We start from the raw sequence: 26224 nt of genomic DNA on the forward strand, positions 1-26224 counted from the left end.
TTCAATGATGCACTTTGTGCATTTTGATTGCACAAATACTTCGTAGTAAAATACAGAAAATCAGTAATTTAATGGTCAAAGTGCAGAAAGTGCAGAAAATGCAGTTATTGTATCTTTTGATAAAAACCGTGAGAAACTTTTTTGAACAATTTTCTATCTTTTAAATAAGTTTTGACTTGACGTTCGCTTATCCTGGGTTTACCATTAACTATGATGCAAGCAATCTTTATAGCATCCGCCGTAGAAAAGCTACTATTGCTAGGTAAATCATCGAGAATGGTTCTTTGAAGTTCTGATAAAGACTCATTGTAGTTTTTCTTAATCGTTTCGTCTCTAACCTTTATAGCATTAAAGTAAAAATATTCGAACAATTTGATGCCACCTTTTACTGCGAAGAGTTGAATTTCTTTATCTGTTTTATCCTCGCAAATATTAAACACTAGTTGCAGAATTAAAGCAAAGCGTATAACATACTGTTGCAATTTCACTTCAATACTTCTTTCGTATTCAAATAAATAATTTTCTGGACGAGCGTTTTGCCAGTCGAATAGGAATTTTTTTGCTTCGGCCTCAAAACAAATTATATTAGATTCGTTATTTGGATTTAACTTGAGGTCAATAAGGTCGGTGATAATTGCAAAATAATTTTGCATGATTATTTCATCTTGTTTGTTATCGCTCCACTTAATGTTTTTTTGGACTTCAGGAAAAACAAAAAGCATTCTGTCTAAAAAACCATTAGCGCTTCTTCCACCTTTTGCAAATTCTTTGAGAACAGAAATCTGTGTGCCTCCGATTACTCCAATGAAAGGATCGTCTAGACGAATACTTTTGCTAGAAACTCTGTCAACAGTTATCACGCCACCACTCCATAAGGTCAGATAAGTCTGCTCTTCACCGGAACTGTTGTATCTATTAAAATTTTTAATCCATCCATGAAGTTCATCCATATAAATGCAAAGGGATCGTTTATTGTTTGAATGTGCTTGAATAAGAGCTTCTGGAGTTGAGTCATTTATTAATAAACGTTCCAAAAATGGTTTTTCTACTTTTTCTTGATCACCGCCTAAGCTTCTTTCATAATCTCTCATTTCTTGCTCATACTTTTGAAAGAGCGCCTTTTCTCTTTTTTGGATTGGTTTAAAACAAAAGTTTAAAGCGTGACTTTTCGCATCTCCTGTTCGACCAACGATCACCATAAATAAATTACATTTTTCTAGCCAACCTTGGAGAACTTCAACTTTATAGGAAATACCTATTGCCGCGGACATCGCCGAAAGACATCCAGCACCTAAATAGTCTATGGAAAATTGATAATTATTATGAGCGTGATAGATTATGGCTTGCAAATCTTTAGGGAAGACCTCGGTTGGAAAAGGATTCTCATTTTTTTCGGTTAAGACAGAAAAATCTTTTTCTAAATCTGACAGATCTATTTTACTATTATTTTCGGTATCTTTGTTTTTGAATGAAATATTTGAGCCTCTAATACTTCCTAAGGTATTGGGGGCTCCGTTGTTTGTAGTCGCCATTACCTTTTATATTTAATAGATTTTATTTGATTGAGTGCATCATAAAGCTCTGTGTGTCCGATAAGAATTCGTCTACCAATAAATGTAGCAGTAATTGTTCCTCGGTCGATATGGTTGCGCACAGTTTGCCTATCTACATTTAGTATTGCAGATGCTTCATTTAAAGTATAAAGCTTATTAGATAGGTCTTCTTCTGGTTTTTGAAGTAATTGAAGTACTAAACTTTTAAGTTCAATTAATTCGTTGTGTAATGGTTCAAAAGGATTGTTCATAATTGCAGTTTTATATATTGTTACTGCAAATGAATGATAATGAATGAGGTAGTATTAATTCGAATTAATACCTATTTATCAATTAAGTCGTATTAGTATCAAATTGAGATATAAAATGTAAACATTCCTCATTGTTGGTAAAGCAATTTAAGTTTTTAAGTGCTTCTACAACTTGCGGCTTCGATTTACAATATTTCACTAAATCTTTTTCTCTATTAATTTCTTTAAAAGTATTAGTAAATGAACCTGGGTTTATATTTTCCTTCAATGCTACGAACTGATAAAAATCTTGGAGTCGTGGAAATCTACTAGTATCTGAGTGTGGATCTTCCACCTTATTAAATTTGGCGATAATATGATATTTAAGCGCAATAACCGCAATTTCAGAATATGGTTTTCTTCCAGGCTTCTTGTTGTCCAATTTAACTGGAGGAACTAAATCATCTTTAATTTTTTGAGTTTTGGTGGGAATAATTGATTTTTCATATTTCTTCTTTAAAAAAGCAGAGTGAAGCAAAGAGTCTATATCTTTTCTGATTGATTTTATCTCAGCAGAATATTTCTTTTTTGAGATAGACTGATATTTACTTTTATCAATAGTAAATTGACAATTCTGACTTGTTGTTTCAAGATAGGAGATAATTTCTTCAACAATTTTTAACCTTAACAATTCTTGATTTGACTCAGAAGAAATCAGTTCAAGTATGAAATTATAAAAAGGATATTTTTTTTTAAACTTAGAAATGATATAGCAGGTTACTTCGAACTGATGCTCAGAAGCTATCTCATCCGTCGTTTCAATTCTATTAATAGAGTTATCATAAATCTCAGACCAATGATTTATTTCTCTCTGTTCTCTTGAGAGTTTAAGATTCTCTCTAAATTTATTTATTTCCATACGTTATTCATAAAATTGATTCGATGATCTTGATTCGGTCGGTAGTAGTTATTAAAAACTTCAATACTCTTATGGCCAGTGTAGCTCATTATTACTTTATCTGGAACCCCCTCGTTTTTCATAATCGTAATAAATGACCTTCTCGCTGTGTGTGAGCTAACTCTTTCAGATAAAGCAGATTCTGTTTCTATAATGTCATTACCGTAACGCATAGTTTTCTTTACAACATCGTTGTATTCCATTTTTTCGAAAAGCTCCTTGAGATAATCATTAAATTTCTGATTGGAAATCTTCGGTAATTTAAAATCATACCTTTCTAGAATACCTCTCGAAAATTTATTGAGTGGAATTGACAAAGATTTCGAGCGATCTTTTGCGTCAACAACATTAATAAAATCATCAACAACATCATTTTTCTTAATCGTGCTGTAATTGCTATAGCGCATTCCAGTGCTGCATCCGAAAATAAACAAATCGCGAACTCGTATAAGCTTATCGTTATCGCCTAGATCAAAGTTTGCAATTTCATCTACTTGCTCTTTAGTTAATGCAATTTCGTCGGTTTTAAATCGCTTAATATTTTTAAAGTTCTTGTAGTCGTCATTGTAAGTATATTTATGAAATAGCGCCCAATTCATAAAAGTCTTGAACAGACCTACATTTCTGCTAAGGGTATTGGCTGAATGATTTTTGGTTTGCACGCAATAACTAATGAATGAATTATAAAAATCTCTATTGATTGTATTAAATCTTAGATTGTAATTTTTGCTTACCTGAAAATCTTCCAATAATTTTCTGTTATACTCATATCGATTAATTGTTGTTTCAGTATTTGCCTGATCAGAATTGTCTTCTCTCTTAAATACCAAAAACAGGTCATAGACTTTAAAAAAGTCGCTTGTATTTTTGTTTACTTTTTTAAACTCAATATTGAACTCTTCTTTTGCTTTTTCGATTGTTAACACTTCGTCGATTGTCTTATACCGGCTTAATAATTCTATGTAAAAATTAGAGTATCTCGAAAGTTGGATATCTATCGCTCTTCTTAATTCAGCATCCTTTTTTCTTCCAGAAAGATTCGCAGGTCTTTTGTTGGCAAAATCCCAATCATTAGGATGAATATTTTCACCTGTAGAGTAAACAAAAGTTTTACCTTCATTCTTGAATGAAGCAGTAAAATAGATGAGGGATTCCTTATCTAAGTTTGGATATTTAAGTCTGAAAGAATAATTCATATAATATATTGGGTGTCGAATTAGGTGTTGTATATGGTATGTATTAACACATAAACAAAGATATAATAAAATATAACATTCTGCCAAAGTATTGAAAACATTGAGTTTTATATATAATTATCCAATTGAGATATAATAGGTTCAAAACCCTCTTTCTCCGCACAAAAGCCCCGAAACACTAGTGTTTACGGGGCTTTTCTTTTATACAAAGTTCTCAATTTTATCTATTGTAGAATGGGGATGTAGCTCTATAATATTCCTGCTTTTTGAAGTCACACAGATCATAATAAATAGGATTGGTTTTTCGTCAGTCGTCGGGGGTGATTAATCTTCTTAAGCACAAATCATATCGCAAAATTTCTATCATGATCCTATTGTCACAATGTGTATCATTGTTGCATCATTGCTATTGCCATTTATAGAATCTTGATCACAGCCTCAACAAAGTCTTTAGGTTACTATTTATCGATTTACTTTAAATAATCATAATTGTCTTTCTTTCAGTTTTACTATGATTTTTACCTAAGGCTGTTAGTAAACCTTTACACTTAAAAAGGATAGACACTGTTGAACCACAAATGGGAAATTTATATCGAATTTGAAAATGTAATACCTTCAGTTAAAATTTACAGTTTAGTAAAAAGACAGAAATTTTAATAAATATTCTTTCAGGAAATGCATTCTCTGCGACCTAAAGCTGATAGAAAATTTGGTACATAAATATTCTATCTAAAAGTTACTCCCAAATTTTAATTCCAATAGTTGCACAATTCTTAATATTAGATCAGCGATATAAATATTTTTTACATCTTACTCGGATAATATTCTCTGAAAGTATTAAAATTGACTAATGAAATTTACCTTAACATTTTGCTCAGCGATAATCGAGATTAAATAAATTCACATAATATAATGTTAAGAATAAATCTTAAACTTCTAGTTTTAAGTTGTTTACTTATAAAAATTTCTTATCTTGCTGTAAGAATTACATGAAACTCCCCCCAAAATTTATGGAATTCTAAGGCGTAATTTACTTAACGTTTATAATACCATATATTATGGGAGAAGTAGCGACAACCCAAGCCACATTTGATTCAAAATCAATTACACTCGACATCCTTGCAAAATTTGCTCTTGCACTTGGTAAGACAAAGGATGCTCTGATTTTAGATCTCAAGAAGAAACTCCCTACTGAAGATACTAATGATGAGGGAATTCCATTTATTATAGAGTACTTAGATAGTCTGATTAAATTTTTAGGATTTGATGTAGGTGGTACTATTCCTGAGGAAGTTAAAGATGTAACTGCTGAAATTATATTCTTAACTGATAAATTGACCGCCCTGATAGATGCTATTGGTGGAAGTTTGGATATTTTTGAATTTATAGACGATCAGGTAGGTGATGGAGATGCTGATAATTTGGGCGGTAATGTTGGTGCTATTATTCAGAATACAGTTTCGTTAATCAAAGCTTTTAAGAAGTTAGGTAATATTCAATTAGAGAATCAATCGGCTCAGTGGAAAAAATTAGTTAAAGAAAGTAACCTCGAAAAACAACTTCCAAAAAGATTATTTGACCATATTATTTCAGTTTTTTTGCGAAATGCATTGGAAATATTTGCTGATGATATTCGAAAGTTAAAATCTGAAATTTCTACACTACTTACTAGTTCACATGATAAAATAGATCAAATAATAAGTCTATTAGCGGAAATAATTTTAGACAGTGAAAAAGATTTCGAAGAAAGCATCAAAACTGTTTCAAAAAAATTGAGAGCGGTATTGGAAATTTTGAAAGAAGTATTAAAAGATACTATTTCTCCAAAAGTAGAAGCAGTGAGAGATCAACTTGAAAATCTTGCCTCTGTTTTAAAAATTGAAGAATTCTTTAAGCGCGTCTATACCATTCTCGACTTTATGCAAGTGATAAGTAAGGAAAAGGTACAAATTTTCGCTGCAGTGCCGGCGGTCGCGGGTGTTACTCTCAGTACAGAAATTTACGTAATTCATTGGGATCGTTTTGAAGAGATGGCGAAGAATCCAATCAACTACTACAAAACCCGCTATCCTATAAAAAATCGTGAAGATGCAGAAAATTTACTGAAACGTATATTAATAGTAGCGCGAGCCTTTGGTTTAGACTTTATAGACTTCGAGTCAATCAAAGATTTCTTTATTGGGGTTTTGGAAAAAATGGAAAAGTGGATTTTAGAAAGTTTAGACAATACTTTAAAAGAGCAAGTCGAAAATATCATTCTCGTGATTAAGAGTTTTCTAATTATGCTTGAGCGTATTGCCATGGAAGCTTCTGCCATTCTGAAATTGGAATTATCTACACTATTGAGTGAAGTTAATAAAGAGATAGGTGACATTTACGATCTAATGTTAGATAGCAGTATTGCTGCAACTAAGTTAATAGATCGATTAGGAAGTGAATTCTCCGATAAAAAGAAAAAGTTTTTTAAAGATATTCAAACTGTAAAGATCTTAAACAAAGCCCAACTTAGTACGTCATTTGAAAAGATTTTGCTACCAGTTATTTTACAAAAAACGAAGGAATATAAAAACTTTGGTACTATTACTGAAGAAGAATGGAAGGAGTTACTTGCAAAAATAGCCAATAATTTTTCCACCGTTCTTACTGATACTGAACAAGAATTAAGAAGCTTTAGTCATCTGACATTTGCAGATGAAATGGAAAACGAATTAAAGGCTGAATTTGTAAAGCAAACTAAAAATATTCCTCACGACTTGGGTGAGTTAACAAATAAAATACTGAACAATCCTTCTAGTCTGGCACCAAATGCCCTTATTTCTAATTTTGATTTAATCAACTACTTTAAAATTATTTCAGAAAAAATAAAGGAAACTGCTGCTCCTTTAAATCCTGAAACCTATTATGATAAATTTATTTCTACCAGTTTACAAGGTCTTCGTGAAATTGTAAATCAATCAAATAGTACGGCGGCTAGTTTTAAAGGTGTTGTGACAGGTACAGACTTGAAGGTGCTTGAAACAAGCTTTATTGCATTTTTTTCAGAGGTTTTAATAAGTACCTGGAAAGCACTTGCCAAGGAAATTATTGATTCTTACCTCAGACCATTTATCCATGTGATAGAGGCGATAATGAAAGGTAAGCTGCAAGAACTTTTAGTTTTAATATTGGATAGGATTAAAGATGAAGTAAGAACTATCAAAATTCTTATAGAGGAAATCCCAGCGATTTATAAAAATTTTGCAAATACTGTTTTTCCAATTATTCTAGATGTAAGTCAAGAGGGGATAAATAAATGGCAGGACGGCGTAGATCTTGCAATTACATTAGGAAGGCCTCTGTATGAGTTAATTGACGGTATTATTGCAAGTTCTGCATCTACTAAGAAAGACGAACACAAGGCTGTATTGGGAGGCGAAATTCCTCCAATTCCACCACAAGAAAATTCGGGAGCAAGTACTCTTCCATCGCCCTCATACCGCCCTACTTATTCATTAGATACTAATAATAAATTTCTATATATTAACTTATACGATACTAGAAAAAAAGAATATTCGACAAGCTATTTCGCGGCCGCCCTCACAATTTTTATTGCTGACAAAGAGATCAGTGCAGGAGTGTTTGAAACGGGAATTTATATGATTCCCGTGCTAAAAGGTGACTTAGATAAAGCATTTGACCTTGGTCAAAAGCATCAGATTAAATTTGGCCTTCAAGCATTTTTAAATAATGAAAGCGCCACTGATCCAGAGAAGATTAAGACCGCATTTCAAGAGGGTGCCATAGGTGTATTTTTCTCACACAAGTATTTTCAGTGGCTTGACGATACCGGCAGTATTGAAACGAGCGCCGATATTACGTTTTCTAGAAAAGCAACTGCTGGACCTATTGATATTATCAAGAGCACTTATTTAGATTTTTCTATAAAAGACTTTCCTCAAATGATATCTGTAGGTTATAAGAAAAGTGATTTTTTCTTTCGATATGAGGGAGAGGCAAAGGAGGGAACGATTGTCTTGAAAATTAGAGAAATCAATTCTTTTTTTTCTGAATTGCTCTCTGAAGATATTAGTGCGAAGTTTGATGTTGCACTTCTATATGATAGTTCAGATGGATTCAAATTTGATGGAGCCGCATCATTAAAAGTCGACTTTAATCCTAACATTAAAATTGCAGACTTCTTCACATTAAATAAAATTGGTCTGCTTATCGGGCCTGGAGATACCGAAGACTCTTCGATCAGCGCGATGATTACTACTTCTTTTACCGTAGATGTAGCTGTAGTTAAATTTTCGGTCGCAAACTTAAAAATTGGTGCTAACGTAAATTACCTAAAGGCCGATGGCTCTTTAGGAGATTTCGAGTTTTCTCCAACATTTGGATTTCCAACAGGAATGGCAGTTTTTATTGATGCATCTGCCGTTAAAGGAACTGGGATAATTGCGTATGATCCAGAAAAAGAAGAATTTTTAGGCGTCTTATATCTTAAAATACTTGAAAAAGTAGAGGTAAAGGCGTTGGCTTTATTAACTATGAAAATGCCAGATGAAGGCAAAGGCTTTAGCTTCGTAGGATTAATAAGTGTTTATTTTACCCCGGGAATCCAGCTGGGTATGGGATTCTCGCTTACTGGTTTAGGTGGTGCGATCGGACTTAATCGAGGTATTGATAAAGATGTCATGCAAGATGGCGTTAGAAAGGGAGAAGTTACCAGTGTGTTTTTTGTAGAAGATGTAGAAGAACACATGGATACTATGCTAACTCAAATTGGTTCCTATTTTCCTATCAAACGTGATCAGTTCTTTTTTGGAATATTAGCTCGGATTACGTATGCTGAAATTATAATCGTTGACTTTGGGTTGTTAATACAAGCCCCAAGTCCTACACAAGTTTTAATTGTTGGTGGTCTTTTTATCAACCTTCCTACAAAAGAAAAAGCCCTAGTAAAAATCAATGTATATTTTGACGGAGGGATAGATTTTGATAAAGGAATGTGGTTTAATGCATCTCTGGTCAATTCGGAACTAGTGAAGATTCAATTATTTGGCGATATCGCTTTTAGACTTAATTGGGGTAAAAATAAAGGATTTTTACTTTCCGCGGGGGGATTCCATCCAGCGTTTAAACCAGACGCATCATTCAATTTAGGAACATTGGTCCGTTTAGGGATGAAATTAGATTATAAAATAGTCAAATTAACTTTTGAGAGCTATTTTGCAATCACTTCTAATACGGTTCAATTAGGCGCGCAAGTCGATTTAAAAATAGGATGGGATAACGTTGGATTATTCGGGTATTTCGGATTTGATTGTCTTTTCCAATTCAAACCATTTCATTTTATTTTCGATGTTAGAATGGGTGTGGAAGCTAGATGGAGAAGTTGGAAATTACTTTCAATTAATCTTGAATTCTCGCTTTCTGGTCCAGCAAAATGGAATGCGAAAGGCCAAGCAAAATTCAAAATTTTATTCGTTTCCTTTAAAGTTAACTTCAATATTTCTTGGGGTAACGAGAATGTAGATACTCAAATAGGGTATGTTTCAACTTATGAAATGATTAGCACTGAATACTTTAAAGTTGAAAATTGGACCATTATTTCATCAGATTTCCAAAACCAGCAAGTTAAATTGGCGGAGCGTGTTCCAGAAGAGACGGATATTATCATGCAACCATTTGATGGTATTCAGTTTGAGCAACCCATGATTCCCTTAGGCGGAGATAAAGGAATTCAACGTTACGGGGAAGGAATTAGACCAATTGATTATTCTATAATTAAAATTACCAAAGTTGAAATTGGAACCACTAAATTTTTAAATTTAGGTGAGACCAAATATGATTTTGCTCCTTCTTTATTGTTCAATCTAGATGATAAGCAAAAATTGGCAAGCCCTTCTTACGAGAAAATGGCTAATGGAATACGAATTGAGACGAAGCTTAAAGAACGCCTTGTATCTAATGTTAAAGTAAAGAAGATTGATTACGTAATAGAACAGGATGAAATATCTCTAACCTCTGTGGGATATACTCGTACCAATACACAAAATGGAAAAAGGGAGAGAATTTTAAACGCTATCATTCCACATTCTACATCATCGACTATCACCTCTTTGCCAAAAAGCATTTCTGCTAATAGAGCTTTTACAAATGTATCGCATCGATCAGAAAATAGTTTTCAGCGTTATGCGTCGAGAATACAGAAAGATTTAGAAGAAAGAAATAGTAAAAAAATCGACAAGATTTTAAAGAGCTTAGAGAAGTCCTACGTGATTGTAGAAAAGGATAAGCCACCAGTGAGTGACAGTAACAACAATCGTAATAAAAGCCGTAGTTACGCGAAAATTAAGAAGGATAGTGAAAGAGCAATTAGAGATACGCCAAAATTAAAAGGCAAAATCTTTATAGTAAGAAAGTAACAGTAAAAATAGAAATCATGGCGGATAATAATAATACATATAGTTTTATTCCTTGGTTACGACGTGGCTTAAGTCGACAGATAAATCCAGCTGAAGTTGATACTTTCGCTAGTATAATTGATGAGGGTCCAACTTTAAAGCGTGCAAGCTTACGTGTTAAGACTACTTTCGATTTAACGCCAATTGCAAAGGATGGGCAAACTGCGCAAAATGATATTCGAACAGAAACAATAAATATCTCATTAGTAGGGCCTGGAGATGTTTCGGGTTTGCAACCAATTTCTATTTTGCAAGTCGTACCTGCAAATGGTGTAAAAAACTTTGAAAGTAACTACTTTCCTTTTATCGAATTTTTTGAGGAAGATATTCCTTGGAGATACACTCCCGCCAAAGAAGCTGGTGACAGATTGAGACCTTGGTTGACCTTACTAGTTTGCAAAAATGACGAATTTTTTGTGACCTCCAACAATGACGGACTTTCTCATTTATCACTTAAAATTACTGATGATGATAATTTTCTTAAAATATTTCCAAAGCCAAAAAATATTTGGAAGTCAGCTCACGTGCAATTTTCAAATAAAAAACTTGAAAAAGATGACAATTTAATTACAACTACCAATAGATTGCTAAATGAGAATGAAGATATTGCTTTTTCTCGCCTATTGTCGATGCGAAAACTTGAAGATAATACAGCCTATACCGCATTTCTCATTCCTTCTTTTGAGACAGGACGTTTATCAGGCTTATCATTACCTTTCAACGAGATTCCGGCTCAGCGTGCAGCTTGGGCCGAGAGTTTTGATCTTCAAAAAACCTCTAGGATACAGCCTTTTGACTTTCCAATTTATCATCACTGGGAATTTGAAACTTCGACAGCTGACTTTATTACACTAGCACGTAAACTTATGCCCATTGCTGCAGAAACGATGCCTGCAGCTTTACGAGTAGATGTGCAAAATATGGGAAACGGCTTGAGTTACTCAACACTTTCAGAAAGACCAAAGCGTAACGTAATTGATGTAGAAGTTGCTACAAAACCTATCAATTTTGAGTCCGAAGCTTTTCCAAATAGAGCAGATGAGCAAATAGTTGCGGATGTAATGAAAAATTTGCTTTCAAAAAATCCGACTTTGTTAGAGAATATGGGGCAAATAGGATTGCTTTCAACACATGCAGGCACTCAGAAAATGCAGAAGCAGACCAAAAACTTTGTTATCAGTAGAGTAATTGCATCGCTCAAGAATCCAACTCGAAAATCAACCGAAGAGTTAGAGGAACTTAAATTACGAAGAAATAAAGATTTGAAAAATCTCAATGTTCGTAGTGTCATGTCTCGTACACGAAACAGCGAAGATACTAGTGAAATGGACGATCCGTGGATTGTTCCACCTCTCTACGGCGCAAAGCACATAATGGCAACCTCACTTGAAATTGAAGATAATATCGATCACTCCTGGTTTCCGGAACTTAACTTAGATGTTAGACACAGATCTGCAGCAGGACTCGGAAAAAAAGTAGTGCAAAATAACCAAGAAGAATTTGTTCATAGGGCGTGGGAGCAAGTAGAGCTTATAAATGAGCTAAACCAGAGATTACGTGAGTACTTACTGAACTTACAATTGAATTCATCTTTATACCAGACACGATTTAATAGTAAATATTTAAAAGATTTGATGATTTATCTACAACCAATGAAATACGCACCTATTGGCGAAGATGGAGGTACCTTAAATGATGAGATTGTACGTAGAGGAATTCCTTCGGCTTACGCATCATCCGCCTTTCAGAGTATTTCTTCAAGTAAGTCTACTCCTGAGGTAACTACCGCATCGTTATCCAAAGCAATAGTTGATAATCGGGCGTATAAGATGAAAGATCATCTAATTAAAGACTTGCTGGATAAAGAACAGATCGAAGAAATATTCACATACTATCAAACTAGTTTAGAGTATAAGGAGCTAATTAAATACGAGGAATTATGGAAAAGCGTGTAGTAATAATTAATTCTATAGAAATTTACAAAAATCAGGCTTTTGCAAACGATGATATTAAAATTGTAGTTTGCTCTTTTGATGATGATGCTTCTGAAGAAGAAATTAATGCTGAACTTTTAAAAGTTGAAAGGGACGCATTTGAAGTTATCAAAACACTTCCACCTAATATGAAAATTGAACGTATTGATTTTGCAAGAGAGGTTGAATCATCAATATATGTTCTGGTGTACCGAAAAGCAGCAGATGTAGTTGGAAATATATTTGAACTCTTTGACGAAATTTCAATCAGAGACTTTATTGGGTATGGTTCGCAGACTAAGGTTCTTAAAAATTCTAAGTGTAAGTTATCTTATACCGTAGAAGGACCAAAAGTTGTGGACAATACATCAAAATTTGGATCATACGTATTCATAGTAAAACAAGTAACTTGTTATAAGCAAGAGGATTGGACTGGAAAGGATCAGCTAAGGTTAGAATTAACTCCTGATAATGGAAGCAAGAAAAAGTTTCCAAATAATACATCACATCGTAATATTGGAAAGGGGCAGACAATTAATTTTCAAGCTGGTGACGCTATTAAAGTAGTATTTCAAAATAGTATTACTTTAAAAGTTTTAGAAATTGATCGCTACGATGCCAACGATACTTTGGGCTTTGGAACATTTTACGGAACGGAAGTTAGCGACAAGATTTTTAAAGCAACACAAGATGGCGCAGACTACAGTATAGTATATGACATTAAAGCAATTACAAAAGTTATTGATAATTCATATGGCGGCTTCAATTCTACACCTTCAACTGGATACAAAAGACCTAATTTCCGTCCATTCTTTAAAAAGATTGATAATACTCAAAAAAAACTATCTAAACTACTAAGCTTTAACGAAGTAATTAGTTCTCCACTGATATCCACTATGCCAATTGTGGAAAATTTAAATGATAACATGAATCCGCTAAATAGTGCGGAGAAAGCACGAGTAGAAAAATTCATTGGAGCATATTATGAAGAATTTTTCAGCAATCCTGATGTACAAAAACGCTACATTGAAGAGTTGACGCATAGTCAATATCCAGTAATGGCATATCCGGTATTTCCAGAACCTGCCTATTACTATTTAAAACAATTTTCAGAGAAATTGATCTTGCCCGCATCAGGCTCTATGCCCGATAACTCAATGGCGCTCTTTGTAAACAACCCAGTCTTTGTGGAAGCATTTCTGTGTGGAATGAATACTGAGATGGGAAGAGAATTATTATGGAGAGAATATCCAACCGATTCTCGTGGATCCTATTTCCGTAAATTCTGGGATTCAGAAATTAAAAAAGACATAGGGCAAGAAGTCGCAAATGATTCTTTTTTTGATATTTTACCCATTCATAAATGGGAAAATGATAACGCAAATCACTCTGAAATCTTGAAAACGAAGAGTCAATTGGGACAAAATCACATGTCTGGAAAGGATGACTTATTAATATTTGCAATTAAAGGTGAGTTGCTAAAGAAATATCCAGAAACCTTAATTTTCTTGAGTAAAGGAGAACTTGATCATAACAAAATTATGTTGAAAGAAGATGCTCTAAAAATTCTTCCTGATTTGTCAGCGTGGTTAGGGGACGATACTTTCATAGTTGGTTTTCCTTCAAAATTTGAAGAGTTAATTGGAAACCCCGCTACTAATGATCCTGGATACTTTTTAACATTTATGAATCGTCCCGCTGAAACGCGCTTTGGAAGTTCAGAGTATAATTTTGATCAGGAAGGGACTGAGCATTCAGGAGAATCCGCTGCCAATTTATTAGTACAACCTTATATTTTCGGGAAGCACATTAGTCAGTTTTTAGATGGTTGGAAAGATATGTAATGAAGATTACAGATTTTAAATTTTAATTATTCGATTCAAAAAAAGTAATGGTATGAAAAAAATAAATTCACAAATAGATGCTGCTAGACTTGCCAAATTAAATCATTCGGTAACGCTTAATAGTACGCTATCGCCATATATGCTTTTTCCTGTGCGACTGGAAACTCATTTCAGAGAAGCTACTGTAAGTTCTAGACCTGAACATGAAAAAGAAATAGAAGATATATTAACTTCATTTGCAAACATTACCAATCGTTTAAATACAACTTTTCTTGTAAAAAATGAAGGCGTGATAAGCACTTATAGCGACTCTCTGCCAGAAGAGTTGTATGATTTGCGAGTCTTAATTGAAGAACTTGATCTGGTATCTTCTGAGCACAAAGGAGTAATACAAGACCTTGCCTTGAGATTGCATAATATCATGCCTAATTTTGGCGACAGTAAATTAGATACTTATTCAAAAGATATTGTAGAGGCTGCAAAAACTATAGAAATATCTACAGCTTTAAAAGAGAATAGAGCAACCGTTTTTATTAATGAATTACGAGCAAACTATAAATCATTAAAAACTCTCGCTGAATACACATATACTCCATATCGCAGTACTAAATATTATCAAAATAAAGATAAAGTTAATGCCGAAAATAAGCGTTTATACCGATATGTTTCTGGTCGTGTTATGACTATTAAAGATTCTTTCAGTACAGCCGAAAATCAATTGAAAGATATTCCTAGTCTCGATAATCGTCAAAGACACGTCGCTGTATTTGAATTATTTGCTAACAAATATTCTGAGTGGGAACTTTTATTTAATAAAATCGAAACAAATTTTAAGAATATTTATAAAAAGTTTGATTTCCAAAGAGAAAAATTAAATCAGAGGTATCACGAAGATTGGTTAAGTATTCTATTGGAAACCAAAACAAAGGCGAAAAACTTCACAACAAACTTTGATAAAAATATAGAAAATAAACCACGCACAGTTGCGCATTACACAAGGGTTGTTCAGTCTGCTTTACAAATGCAAATTGATTTATTACACGCATCCATTATCCAGAAATATATTCCCTACACTGAGTTGAAAGCTAAAATTTCAGGACTAAATTCTTCACTAGAAAAAACAATTTTTAATAATAGAACCGAAAAGGAATTGACTCTTGGAATATCTGCACAATTAAATGTAAACCTATCTGCCTACTACTCGTTGATGGTATCAAGAAATTTTGTTGATTATCAAGCTACAGTCAGCTCACAAAATAATGATATGTTCCTGAATTCTGTAAAACTGCAGACAGTTGTTGCAAAAATAGAAACTTTCAAAACTCAAAAACAATTGTGCGTGCGAATTTTTCCGGATGATATATTTATCCATCAGCATGAAAAGTTATTATCCAAGGAAGAGTTGACAGAAGGCAAGCGTTTCTGGATTAAATATTTTATAGCATCGGAAAATGAAAGTCATGAGAGAGAGGCTTGGAGCAGTTTTTGGAGAAAATTCGAAGTAATGCGTGCTTCATGGATAGCGCGGACACTTCGTCCCGAAGAATTATCAAAATTTTCTGATCGTCAACCTTTTAAAAATAGCGGAGTTTTAGAGAAGTTGCTTGATGAATTGGTGGAAATTAGTAATAATTACAATATTGATGAAAGTAAAAGCCAGACTTGTAACGAATCGAAAGTAATAGAAATGGTGCAGGTTTTCCTTCCCAAATTCTATGAAGTTCGAAAAATCGTTATGCAATATTCGAAAATCGTTGATTATCTATTCCAAAAAATAAATGGTGATCTAAGTTATGTTAAACGAAGATTGGAGACTTTTATATTCTTTTATAATAAAAATCTAGAATATATGAAGCGCGCAGATATGGTTTATACCGATCTTGATTTCCAATCATTATCAGCGTTTTACGATGAGTTAAATGATCTATTAGCACATATTGAAGATCACGAAGTGTCATTAGAAGTAATGGTCGACGAATATCTTGAGCGACTAGATTTTAAAGAGGTATTTTTCAAACAGAATATTAAAACTAGAGATGGTGATGCTTTCACTCCACCTCTTTCTGCCATTCTTCCAAATCGTTTTTTATTTTTTGGAGACACGATGCTAAATATTAATGGCAAGAAGCGAAATAAAAGAATTGTTCATGCGGGCCGAAAAGTAAAAAAAGGTTTAAAGTTAAGCATTGATTTTGGTGAAGATAATAATATAAATCCCTACCATTTAGACGTAGAGACGGGTGAAATTGACATTAGAGGTGGGATTAGATGGATGACTGATTATGAAATAGCTGTAAAGTCAGGGATGGCAATTACTATTCCGCTACCACACAGCGATTCTGAATATGAGAAGGCAAAATTTTCAGTTATTTATGTTTTAGGCGTTAAGGACAAGGTAAGTGACGATATGCTAGAGGATTTCTACAATGGTCATATTTATGGACAGTCAGGATTAGATTTTTTAAAGATTGGAACACCCACCAACAGTTTTGATGATATTGTTTCCGGGTATAACAGTGACGAATCTTTGCTGGAACAAAAACGATTTGAAATTGATGTCAAGGAAAATTTTAAAGGTGCGAATTCAAAACAGCTTTTTGATTCTTTATCCAATACAATCGGCATAGATATAAATAAGTTTAATGCTACTTTAGGCAGAGTAAATAGCTACGATAATAACGAAATTCAGAAAGCGAAAACTACTAACGCAATGATGTGCGAAGAATTATCTGATGCATTTAAAATTGCAAAAGATGGATCTGTGGAGAAGTGCAAAACGGGATTATTTTTAAAAAAAATACCTGAATTTGTTACCAACTACACTTTCGCAAGGGGGATTATTCCGCCTTTGCGAATTGGAAATCAGCCTTATGGGATACTACCAACGACAGCATATTCAAAATTTGAACTAGAATCTGCGTCAGACGATATAATTAATTATAGTAATCCTTCATTCCTAAAATTTGCACGTGAACTGTACTACCTATTAAAACGTTTAACCAATATATGGAACAGTTTAAAGCGAGATCATGTCATACATTCTGAAAATCTTAAAAAAGGAAATCCTCAGAAAAGATATTTAGAAATGATGAACTTGACCCCAACCTCAGTATCTTTTTTTGAAAGAACATTAGTTGAAGCGCTTCCAATTCTACACCCGGCAATTAACTATATGCCAATTGAAAATACACAAAATGCAGTTGCCAAGATCCTAAAAGATATGTTTGATATAACTTTTGAGACTAACAAAAATAGTGCGCGTGTCTTGGACGAATTACCTCTATTTAGATCTCATGCAATAGATGGAATGCTGGAAGAATTTTTTGATAAAGAAGCAAATGAACCAACCCTCAAACCTTTTATCGAAGAAATTCTCTATGGAATTGGAAATGAAAGTACAACAAATGATAATAAAGAGAAACTTTTAACAATAATGGAAGAGGATGAAATTCCACTTTTGGTCGCTGAATTTCTGGATCTATTTACTTACAGATTAGATGCTTGGTGGTCAGGATTGGTAAACTTCCAATTAGAGCGAATTCGTAAGGGAGAGTTTGGAAAAGCTAGTTTCGCCACAAGTATTGGAGCCTATGGCTGGGTGTTTAACTTAAATAGAAATATCAATAAATCTAAGAAAGAATTACCAAAGGCTCAAGCAGATAAGATTGGTCAAGAAATGAATCTTCGTGATCAAAAAAGTCCGATTTTTCAGGACGAAGAACACAACGAATTTATTCTTGCGCCATCTATTAATCAAGCTATTACTGCCGCAATTCTTCGGAGCGCTTATAAGAAAAGTAAAATTGAGGACGGCGACAGTCGTTTATGTATAAATTTATCATCGCTAAGAGTGAGACAGGCATTAAGATTAATCGATGGTGTGCGCAACGGTCTTTCTGTTGGAGCAGTTTTGGGCGCTGATTTAGAAAGAGGATTGCATGAAGCTTATAAAACTACCGGACAGGAATTAGATCGATATATCTATCCACTGCGTCAATTATTTCCATTAAAAATGGATATAAAATCTGAAAGTGAAGGCCCAGAAGCTAATTCTTATATAATGAGTGTCATTAACGGGGAATTGCTACTAAACAAAATTAACAAGGATAATGACGCTAGTGATTTCCGCTCGATGACCTTGTCAAATTATCTTCTTACTACTAATCCCGACGCCGAACCTGTAAAGTGGTTTCATGATTTATTTAAAGGTCGTCCAAGTGAACACAAATTAATTGCCGCCCGTCAAATTGAACAGTTGGCCGATACATTTGATGCATTGAGTGATTTGGTTTTATCTGAAGGTGTCTACCAACTTGTTCAAGGAAATCGAGTAGCTTTTTCTGCCTTAATGCAAAATATGCAGGACGGCCGCGTTTTCAATCTTCCTCAAATTACCGAAATTCCGATTCACTCCGCAGTAGTGCGTCATAAAGTAGCTATTGCACTTGATGCTACATCAGATATTGAGGTTTTGGGATGGGATAGAAATATATCGTCCGAGAATACTCAAAATGAAACCGTGATTGGAATCAACCCATGGGTTTTATCAAAGGTTGAACCAGCACTAAGTAGTTGGATTGGTAAAAATCTAGGAAGTGCTGATGATATTCGTTTTGTTATAGAACAAACGGATGACGACGATAAAATAACTGAAAGTTATTGTTCAATTTCTGAACTTGGGATTTCGCCTCTAACATATTTTTATCTATCTAGTAATATTTCCTTATTTGTCAGATATATTGAATTATCGTACAGAAAAAAACACAGACTATTTTCTCAAAAATTATCAATTGATTATAAAAAGAGAAAGAATACGTGGGGAGCAGAAATTAAAACGATTTTTGAGAATGAGTGGGTATTAAATAATCTCCGTTCACTGCTCGCTAATAGTCGTGCATTAACTGCTGAAGATTTTTCTACGACAGTTACTCATGGTGGTGGAATAAATTTAAAAGGAATAGATAAGGCCGAATTAAAAAATAGATTTCAACTACTATTAGATTATTGTAAAAAACTAAGTACAGACTTGCAATATTTAATAGAGGCTAGATCAAATTCTGAAAGCGAAACTGCTAACATGCAATTATGGACCGAGGCCGAAGTGATTGAAGTTGTAGATAAATTAGTAGAAAGTGCTTCGTTAGGTATTTCTACAGCGCTCACTTCTATATCATCAAATACATTTGAGTCTAAAACAGAAGAACAACAATTAAAGATGCAGAATAGTCTATTAGCTACTTGTCGTATCGTTTTTAGTACTATTACTTCCAATATTAAAAAATCAGAAACTGCGATTGCAGAGATAGATAATAATGATGAAGATTCTGTTTTAGCCACTTATACAAAAGCAATGCAAGAATTGTTGTATGCTAGTTTTCGAGTAATACCACACTTTAATTTGAAACCACTTTCTGCCGAAGAATTTGCAGCTCAATCAGAGCAACTAAAAGCTGATTTCTCATATCAAAATGTTTCACCTTTAGAAATGGAGAGTTGGACAAGTGAAGTTAGTAAAGTTCGTGAACCTATGGCTCAGTTTAATCAAATGAGAATGTTCTCTGACTTTTCAGGAATTCCGCTAGGGCAAGCAGCTGTTTTGCAGTTTCCTTTTAATGCTGAAAAGGATAAAGAATGGCTAGGAAGAGAAGTAGTTTCGGAAGATGCAATGGACGACAAGGAATCATTAGTTATTTATGAGAGAGAGAATTTTACTTCAGATGCCACTACTTTTAATGCAGGTTTAATTATTGACAATTGGATGGAATTCTTACCATATGAAAAACAGCGCGGAGGAATCGTCTTCAATTTTGACCAACCAAACGCCGAAGCACCTCAGGTAATTTTACTCTCAGTGCCTTCGAAAATTGTCATGCGAAAAAGAAAAGATCAGTCGATTGAAGCAAAAAATTGGACTTTGAATGATTTGATTGTCACTTTAAATGACACACGATTGATGGCGGAAAATAGGGCAGTAGAACCAGATCATTTATATGCAGAACCTGAACTTGCTAAAGTAATACCGTTATTAAAATATAAGAAAGTGAAAATTTGAAATAGTTAACATACTAAAATTATAGAAATTATGCCAAATAATAGTCCAAAATACAAGAACAAGTTTATCAAAGCTTATTTGGGTAGTAGTGAATTCAATAAGGCTGCCGAAACTTTTGGGTTATACTCGAAGGGGGAAATTCCTATGTTTCAGTCTCGAAGACTAGAAAGTCGCACTCGAAAACAAAATTCAAATACAGCACTTTCTTTTGGTGTACACGATCCTTTGTGGATGCTTACTCGTCAATGGCAATTTGGAGAATTTAAAGGAGATGATTGCGGTTCAGCTATTTGGGCAAAGGTCAAGATTGAGCACGCCGAACTGAGTTCAATTAGCAATGGGGAACATACTGTAAACATTAACAGAGACGACGCCCTAGAACATCGTGTAGAGCGAATGAACATCCACATTAGCGAAGCTGTTCGAGTTGATAGCGCTTACCGCTTTAAGAAAAGTATGGACTTCAGCTCAATAAAAAGTAAATCTAATCAAATAGTACACTATCTAAAAGATAAGTATGCAATTGCTTTTTTTGCGAATTCAGATCTTGAATTAGACACACCCAAAGAAGTAGTTGCCCAAGTGAGGAGGGAAAAAAACAATCATCTTGAAGCTTTCTTGTCAGCTTTTGCAACTAGATCATTTGACGGATATCAGGTATATCTCGGCATTATCGCAAACACTATTTTGGATGCAGAATTATCAAATATGCTATCTGCATCTGAGAACGCAGAATTTTCTTCTCTATGCCAGAATTATGCCGAATGGTTTAAAAAGACTTACCAACCAGTAGACGATAATTCTAATTTCTGGGTAGATGAAAAATTGGGTTATGAACTCTCAGTATCTTCAAAAGCCATACAACAGAAATATTCTGTAGAAGATTATCACTCCGGGCGACTTTCTTGGTATTCATTTGACGTTGAAAATGATGAAATGATACCTGAAGAATCTCAAACTACTCAAGAAAAATTTCTTACTTTTTTACCAACTCTAGCGGAGTTTCCAGGTTCACCTAACAAGAGATTATGGGCATTTGAAGATGCCAAAATAGCAATGGGAAATTCTGAATTGAGTGCAGATTCTTTAGCGAATGCGGTCATTTTACAATATACTACCATGTACGGAAATGATTGGCTAGTAACTCCCATGGAGCTCAGCGCGGGAATGATTTCGCAAGTAAAAGGAATTATAGTAACCGATGTTTTTGGAGTTCGCTATTTTATCGATAAATCAACCGGCGCAACTACTTCTGCAAATAGCTATTCTGGAAATTGGGAAATGTTTACCTCATCGATAAAAGGAGCTTACGAAAAGCAAAATTTTAAAACAGACGGTCGTCTATTTTTTCCTCCAACTGTACCTAGAACAGAAGAGAGTGGGGCAGTAGAAGAGGTACAGTTTTTAAGAGATGAAATGGCCAATATGGTGTGGGCCGTTGAAACAAAAATTAATGATGGTTGTGGAGGTACTTTAGATGGAGACAACTATGCTGCCGATGTAAGTGAAGTTTTAGAAAGTCTCAATGTTAAATCAGAAGGGTTGGAGGAGACAGACGCGGATTACTCTTACTTATTCCAAAATTCGGTACCTCTCAATTGGATTCCTTTCAGCCCCGTAAAATTCAATCCGGGAGAAGATAATGCTATCCGTGAAATACGTTTTCAAAGATCTACAATGCCTCTTTTTATTAAGGATCGTTTTGTTCCTATTAGACCATCTACACATTTGATGCGCACTGGAATCAATCTTCACGATGAGGTCACAGAATATAAGTTTATAAATGAAGAAGAGATTCTCGCTGTGGGAACAAAAGTTGTACTAACCAATCAACGAACTCGCTGGTTTAAAGGGAAAACCTATAACTGGCTGGGTGCTAAAAAAGAAATCAGTAAAACACAGGCAAATAGTGGACTGTCTTTTGACGAATTAGTTGAAATAGTATCTAAATCAGCTTCTGATTTAGACTTTAGAAAACCAGAAGAAAATTCAGAATAAATTATTATTTAAATCAGAAAGAATAAATACGTAAAACCTTGATAAACAACAATCTATTACGTATATTTACATTACGCAACGAAAATAAGTAGAACTAAGGAAGGGACCAGTGGCGATCTTTGAGGTAGAATACTATCTAATTGAACAAAATTGTAACGGAGAGAGGAGCGAAAAATAATAGTTGCGATACAGAGATATAGCTACGGCAACATCTTAATTGGCAAACCAAGCATTATATTTTTCTCAATTCGTTGAGATTTTTATGAGTAGGTATTTAACTGAGAAAGGGAAACAGAAAAGACTAATTGTTCATGCAAAGTCGATTTAATACGGCATAGTATGGCGATTTTGAAACTATCAAGTTTATCTAATTGGTGGGTTTGTTCAGGTATCAATGAGAGTATGGTCTCTTCCGGTCGGTCGTTAAGACCACGGCGGAGGCGGGATTAAAAATCGTTCATTCGGTCTTCCCTCGAGTTGATTATTTAAATCTAAAGCGCTACTTTGGTAAAACGAGGCAGCGCTTTTTTATGATTGTTTCTAAACCAATAAAGTTGACAGAAATGTTTACAACTAGGACTTATGCAGCATGACTGAAGGCACTACTTCTACTTTTATCGACCTATAATTTCTAGACTTATAAGCACAAGAAAATTTTGCCCTACTATTAAGTAGCGCACAAAATCTTAGAGCAAGCGATATCTCTACTGCCGGTTTTCACTATATTAAACAAACGTGTGAAGCCGAAGTTGCAAATTTTCTTAATTCTGATAACGTCTAAATAAGTGCACCCTTTTGAGAGCTAGGTAATGTGATGTCAATTCAGAAAAATTCGCAGCAATTTTGATATTTCAATTGTTGGTAAGAATCTTTCCTAAATTCTAAAAACACTCCAAAAAAAGAATACTTTTAATTTAGCATTCTATTCATACTCACCCAAATCCAGATTAAGAATATCACCTACGCGACTAAACTCTTCATTAATCTTTGCATTCAAGATAAGTTGTTCATTGTTAATAGGATGATGAAAAATCAGTTGATGTGCATGAAGCATCATTCCTTTCAATTCAAAAGTTTCTAGCCATAATTTATTTTGTTTGTTGCAACCATGAGGACGACTTCCTAAGATGGGATGAAAAATATGTTTGAAATGTTTTCGCAATTGATGCATGCGGCCCGTTTCGGGAATCGCTTCTACGAGGCAGTAGCGAGAGGTTGGTTTATGATTAAACTCTAAGTCAATTTCGGTTTTTTGCAGACGATGAAAGTAAGTAATTGCATTTTGCGTAATGTCATCATCATTGGTTAAATCATAATCAATAGTTACTTCTTCAGGCGACCAGCCACGTAAAATGGCTAGATACTTTTTCTCAACTTCGCGTGTAGCAAATCGCTCATTCATGATTTTCAATACTTCCTTATCCAACGCAAATAATAAAACGCCAGATGTTTTGCGGTCTAAGCGATGAATAGGATAGACGTGTTGTCCGCCAATTTGATTTCGCAATTCCTGAATTGCAAACTCTTTTGCGTCTCGCGCATAAAATGATTTGTGAACCAACAGTCCACTGGGTTTATTAATTGCAATAATATATTCGTCTTGGTACAGAATTTCTAACATTTGGCAAAAATAAATGAAATTCTGCCACAACGCCCGTTCTGACTTCATTACTTTGAGCATATTATGAACCTCTAAAAATCTTATTTCTATTGTTGTTTTTAAAATTATGGTTAGACGTTAAGGATTTGGTTCCCAAATTGGCGTAGTTTCCCCGCCATTATTATCGGGCGTAGTGGTCTTGATTAGCAAATAGTTATATATCTAAATTAAAATAGAATATAATTTTTTTACAAATTTAAACTGCTCTATAAAACTTGTTACTTATTAATTTTATATCCCAAATGTTCTAAGATGATGAGGTTTTGCGCAAAGGACAGGAACGGCATCCTTTGCTGCCAATTCAAAATTTTTAACTTGAAAACTAGAATTTGTGGCAGCAAAGATACAGTGGATGGCCTGACCTGAGCCAAACGAAATTTTCAATGTTATGATGGTCGTTGTGGCGAAGGTTGCGCCCAAAAAAAAGGCATCGAAATGAGCACTCAACCACTTTTGAAACTATGGATTACGATGCGAAACTGCCTGATGGCAATGGCGCTGCGTCTACCACGGAATCGGATTATAATCCTTTAAAAATTTTCCGCACCAATGTTTTCCGGTATTTATTCCGTCAAATAAAGGGTCCATCACTCGGGCGGCGCCATCTACAATATCCAAAGGTGGCTGGAAATCTTCTAATTCCTGCTTCTTTTTGGCCAATTCTGCCGGATCTTCATCGGTTACCCAGCCGGTATCTACGGCGTTCATAAAGATTCCAGCTTTGGCTAATTCGCCGGCGGCAGTGTGGGTAAGCATGTTCAGTGCGGCTTTGGCCATATTGGTGTGTGGATGACGCGCTTCTTTGAAAAAGCGATGGAATTTCCCTTCCATAGCCGAAACATTTATGATGTGTTTCTGTCCGGTATTGTCTTTTTTCATCACTTCCGAAAGGCGGTTGCACAGCACAAAAGGCGCTACGGAGTTCACAAGTTGCACTTCGATCATTTCGGTGGTTTCTATTTCGCCCAATTTCAATCGCCAGCTATTGGTTTTTCTCAAATCTACTTGCTGCAAATCGGCATCAAGTTCACCTTCGGGGAAAACTTCATTCGCCACCAACGCATTGTCAAAAGAGTAGGGGATCTGAGATAATTTGGCGGAAGCCCTCAAACCAATTCCTGGCTCAGGACCGTGCCAAGTTACCGGCATATTTTGGTTGGAAGAAGCGCCAGAAGTCAGCACTTTCAATTCGTCCAAACAACTTGTATGGTCTAGCAATAATGCTTGTGCTTGTTTTGGCAAAGAGGAGATTGGACTCTCTTCGTTCTCCATCAAATGGGTGTAAAATCCAGAAGGACGCCGCACAGTTTGAGCCGCATTATTGATCAAAATATCCAATCGATCGTACTTTTGTTCGATAAAATTGCAAAAAATCTCGACACTCGGAATATGGCGTAAATCCAATCCGTGAATCTTTAGGCGATGTCCCCAGTCCATAAAATCAGCTTCTTTTGAAAAACGCAAAGCCGAATCTACCGGGAAGCGGGTTGTTGCAATCACGGTCGCACCTCCGCGCAAAAGCATCAACGTAATATGATACCCAATTTTCAGGCGAGAGCCAGTGATCACCGCTACTTGCCCGTTAACATCGGCAGTCTGAAAACGTTTTGCGTAATTAAAATCACCGCAATCGCAACACATGGTATCGTAAAAATGGTGCATTTTTGTAAATTCCGTTTTGCAGACATAACAATTTCTAGGCGTTTCTAGTTCAAATTGTTCCTTACTATTGAGCTCGGTGAAAGCCAATAATTTTGGTGCTTGAAACACACTCGCTTCACGGGCATATCGAATTCCAGTCTCTTTTCTTGCCGTCCGGTCTTGCTTTTCCTTTTTGCGTTTGGCAACCAATTTACCGTCCTTTTTTCTGCGAGAAAGTTCATCTCTGTCGGGTCTAGAAAATTTTCCAGCCGCTATTAACAAAGCCGTTCGTTGCTCTTTTTCGATATCAAATATCTGGTCGGTATCGGAATTTAACTGTGTCAAAATGGCGATGCATCTATCAATTTCATCTGAACTTATGGCGCTATTAGGCGCTATTTCATCTTTCGTCATCATAAAAAAACGGGGATTATTTTTGGTCTTAATTCCAAATCGGCAAATATAGTTTTTTTAATTTTTATGGCGGCTTGTGGCTGTTTCATTCTTCACAGCCACAACCGGGCCATCCACTGTATCTTTGCTGCTATAACGATTTTCTCATACAAGAAATAGTCGTGATTACCGCCATTGTTAAAAATTTGAGTAGCAGCAAAGGATGCCGCTCCTGTCCCTGCCGCGGGCTAAAGTTCTTAATTCACACATTTTATTA

Annotated in this window: 11 protein-coding genes; 5 read left to right on the plus strand and 6 right to left on the minus strand. The window is 34.8% G+C overall.

The annotated features are described in order from the left end of the window. Nucleotides 1-104 precede the first annotated feature (104 nt). The 4 genes from SBO79_RS08925 to SBO79_RS08940 all read right to left on the minus strand — a co-directional run bounded on the left by SBO79_RS08925 (nucleotide 105) and on the right by SBO79_RS08940 (nucleotide 3937). Entirely contained in the window at nucleotides 105-1532 is a 1428-nt protein-coding gene (locus SBO79_RS08925) for a DUF3987 domain-containing protein (RefSeq protein ID WP_318640072.1), read from the minus strand. Then, nucleotides 1532-1804 carry a helix-turn-helix domain-containing protein gene (locus SBO79_RS08930; RefSeq protein ID WP_318640073.1) on the minus strand — a complete coding sequence of 91 codons (273 nt, stop codon included), beginning with the start codon at nucleotides 1802-1804 and terminating at the stop codon, nucleotides 1532-1534. Before SBO79_RS08930 ends, SBO79_RS08925 begins: the two co-directional genes overlap by 1 nt. A gap of 82 nt (nucleotides 1805-1886) precedes the next feature. After that, on the minus strand, nucleotides 1887-2702 hold the full coding sequence (locus SBO79_RS08935) for a hypothetical protein (RefSeq protein ID WP_318640074.1): 816 nt from the start codon (nucleotides 2700-2702) through the stop codon (nucleotides 1887-1889). Then, nucleotides 2693-3937 carry a tyrosine-type recombinase/integrase gene (locus SBO79_RS08940; protein ID WP_318640075.1) on the minus strand — a complete coding sequence of 415 codons (1245 nt, stop codon included), beginning with the start codon at nucleotides 3935-3937 and terminating at the stop codon, nucleotides 2693-2695. The genes SBO79_RS08935 and SBO79_RS08940 overlap by 10 nt, the downstream gene beginning before the upstream one ends. A gap of 1058 nt (nucleotides 3938-4995) precedes the next feature. Here SBO79_RS08940 and SBO79_RS08945 point away from each other — a divergent pair. The 5 genes from SBO79_RS08945 to SBO79_RS08965 are packed head-to-tail and all read left to right on the plus strand — an operon-like array spanning nucleotide 4996 to nucleotide 22253. Further along, nucleotides 4996-10347, plus strand: a complete 5352-nt coding sequence (locus SBO79_RS08945; protein ID WP_318640076.1) for a DUF6603 domain-containing protein — start codon at nucleotides 4996-4998, stop codon at nucleotides 10345-10347. Between the two features lie 17 nt (nucleotides 10348-10364). Beyond that, nucleotides 10365-12341, plus strand: coding sequence for a hypothetical protein (locus SBO79_RS08950; protein ID WP_318640077.1), 1977 nt, complete (start codon nucleotides 10365-10367; stop codon nucleotides 12339-12341). Continuing rightward, nucleotides 12326-14203 (plus strand): hypothetical protein, encoded by a 1878-nt coding sequence (locus SBO79_RS08955; RefSeq protein ID WP_318640078.1) that lies wholly within the window; start codon nucleotides 12326-12328, stop codon nucleotides 14201-14203. The genes SBO79_RS08950 and SBO79_RS08955 overlap by 16 nt, the downstream gene beginning before the upstream one ends. A gap of 52 nt (nucleotides 14204-14255) precedes the next feature. After that, the gene (locus SBO79_RS08960; RefSeq protein WP_318640079.1) at nucleotides 14256-20255 is read left to right on the plus strand and encodes a hypothetical protein; all 6000 of its coding nucleotides are present in this window, start codon (nucleotides 14256-14258) and stop codon (nucleotides 20253-20255) included. A 30-nt stretch (nucleotides 20256-20285) separates the two neighbouring features. Then, a complete protein-coding gene (locus SBO79_RS08965; protein ID WP_318640080.1) occupies nucleotides 20286-22253 on the plus strand; it encodes a hypothetical protein in 1968 nt (655 codons plus the stop codon). A 922-nt stretch (nucleotides 22254-23175) separates the two neighbouring features. On the opposite strand, the gene SBO79_RS08970 is transcribed toward SBO79_RS08965, so the two are convergent. Both SBO79_RS08970 and SBO79_RS08975 read right to left on the minus strand, forming a co-directional pair. Beyond that, nucleotides 23176-23874, minus strand: a complete 699-nt coding sequence (locus tag SBO79_RS08970; protein WP_318640081.1) for a pseudouridine synthase — start codon at nucleotides 23872-23874, stop codon at nucleotides 23176-23178. Nucleotides 23875-24417: 543 nt separating this feature from the next. Continuing rightward, nucleotides 24418-25968: an SDR family NAD(P)-dependent oxidoreductase gene (locus SBO79_RS08975; RefSeq protein WP_318643495.1), complete on the minus strand. Its 1551-nt coding sequence runs from the start codon at nucleotides 25966-25968 to the stop codon at nucleotides 24418-24420. Nucleotides 25969-26224: the final 256 nt, after the last annotated feature.

Origin of the sequence: Flavobacterium ardleyense (genome assembly GCF_033547075.1) — a bacterium.
Lineage (GTDB): Bacteria > Bacteroidota > Bacteroidia > Flavobacteriales > Flavobacteriaceae > Flavobacterium > Flavobacterium ardleyense_A.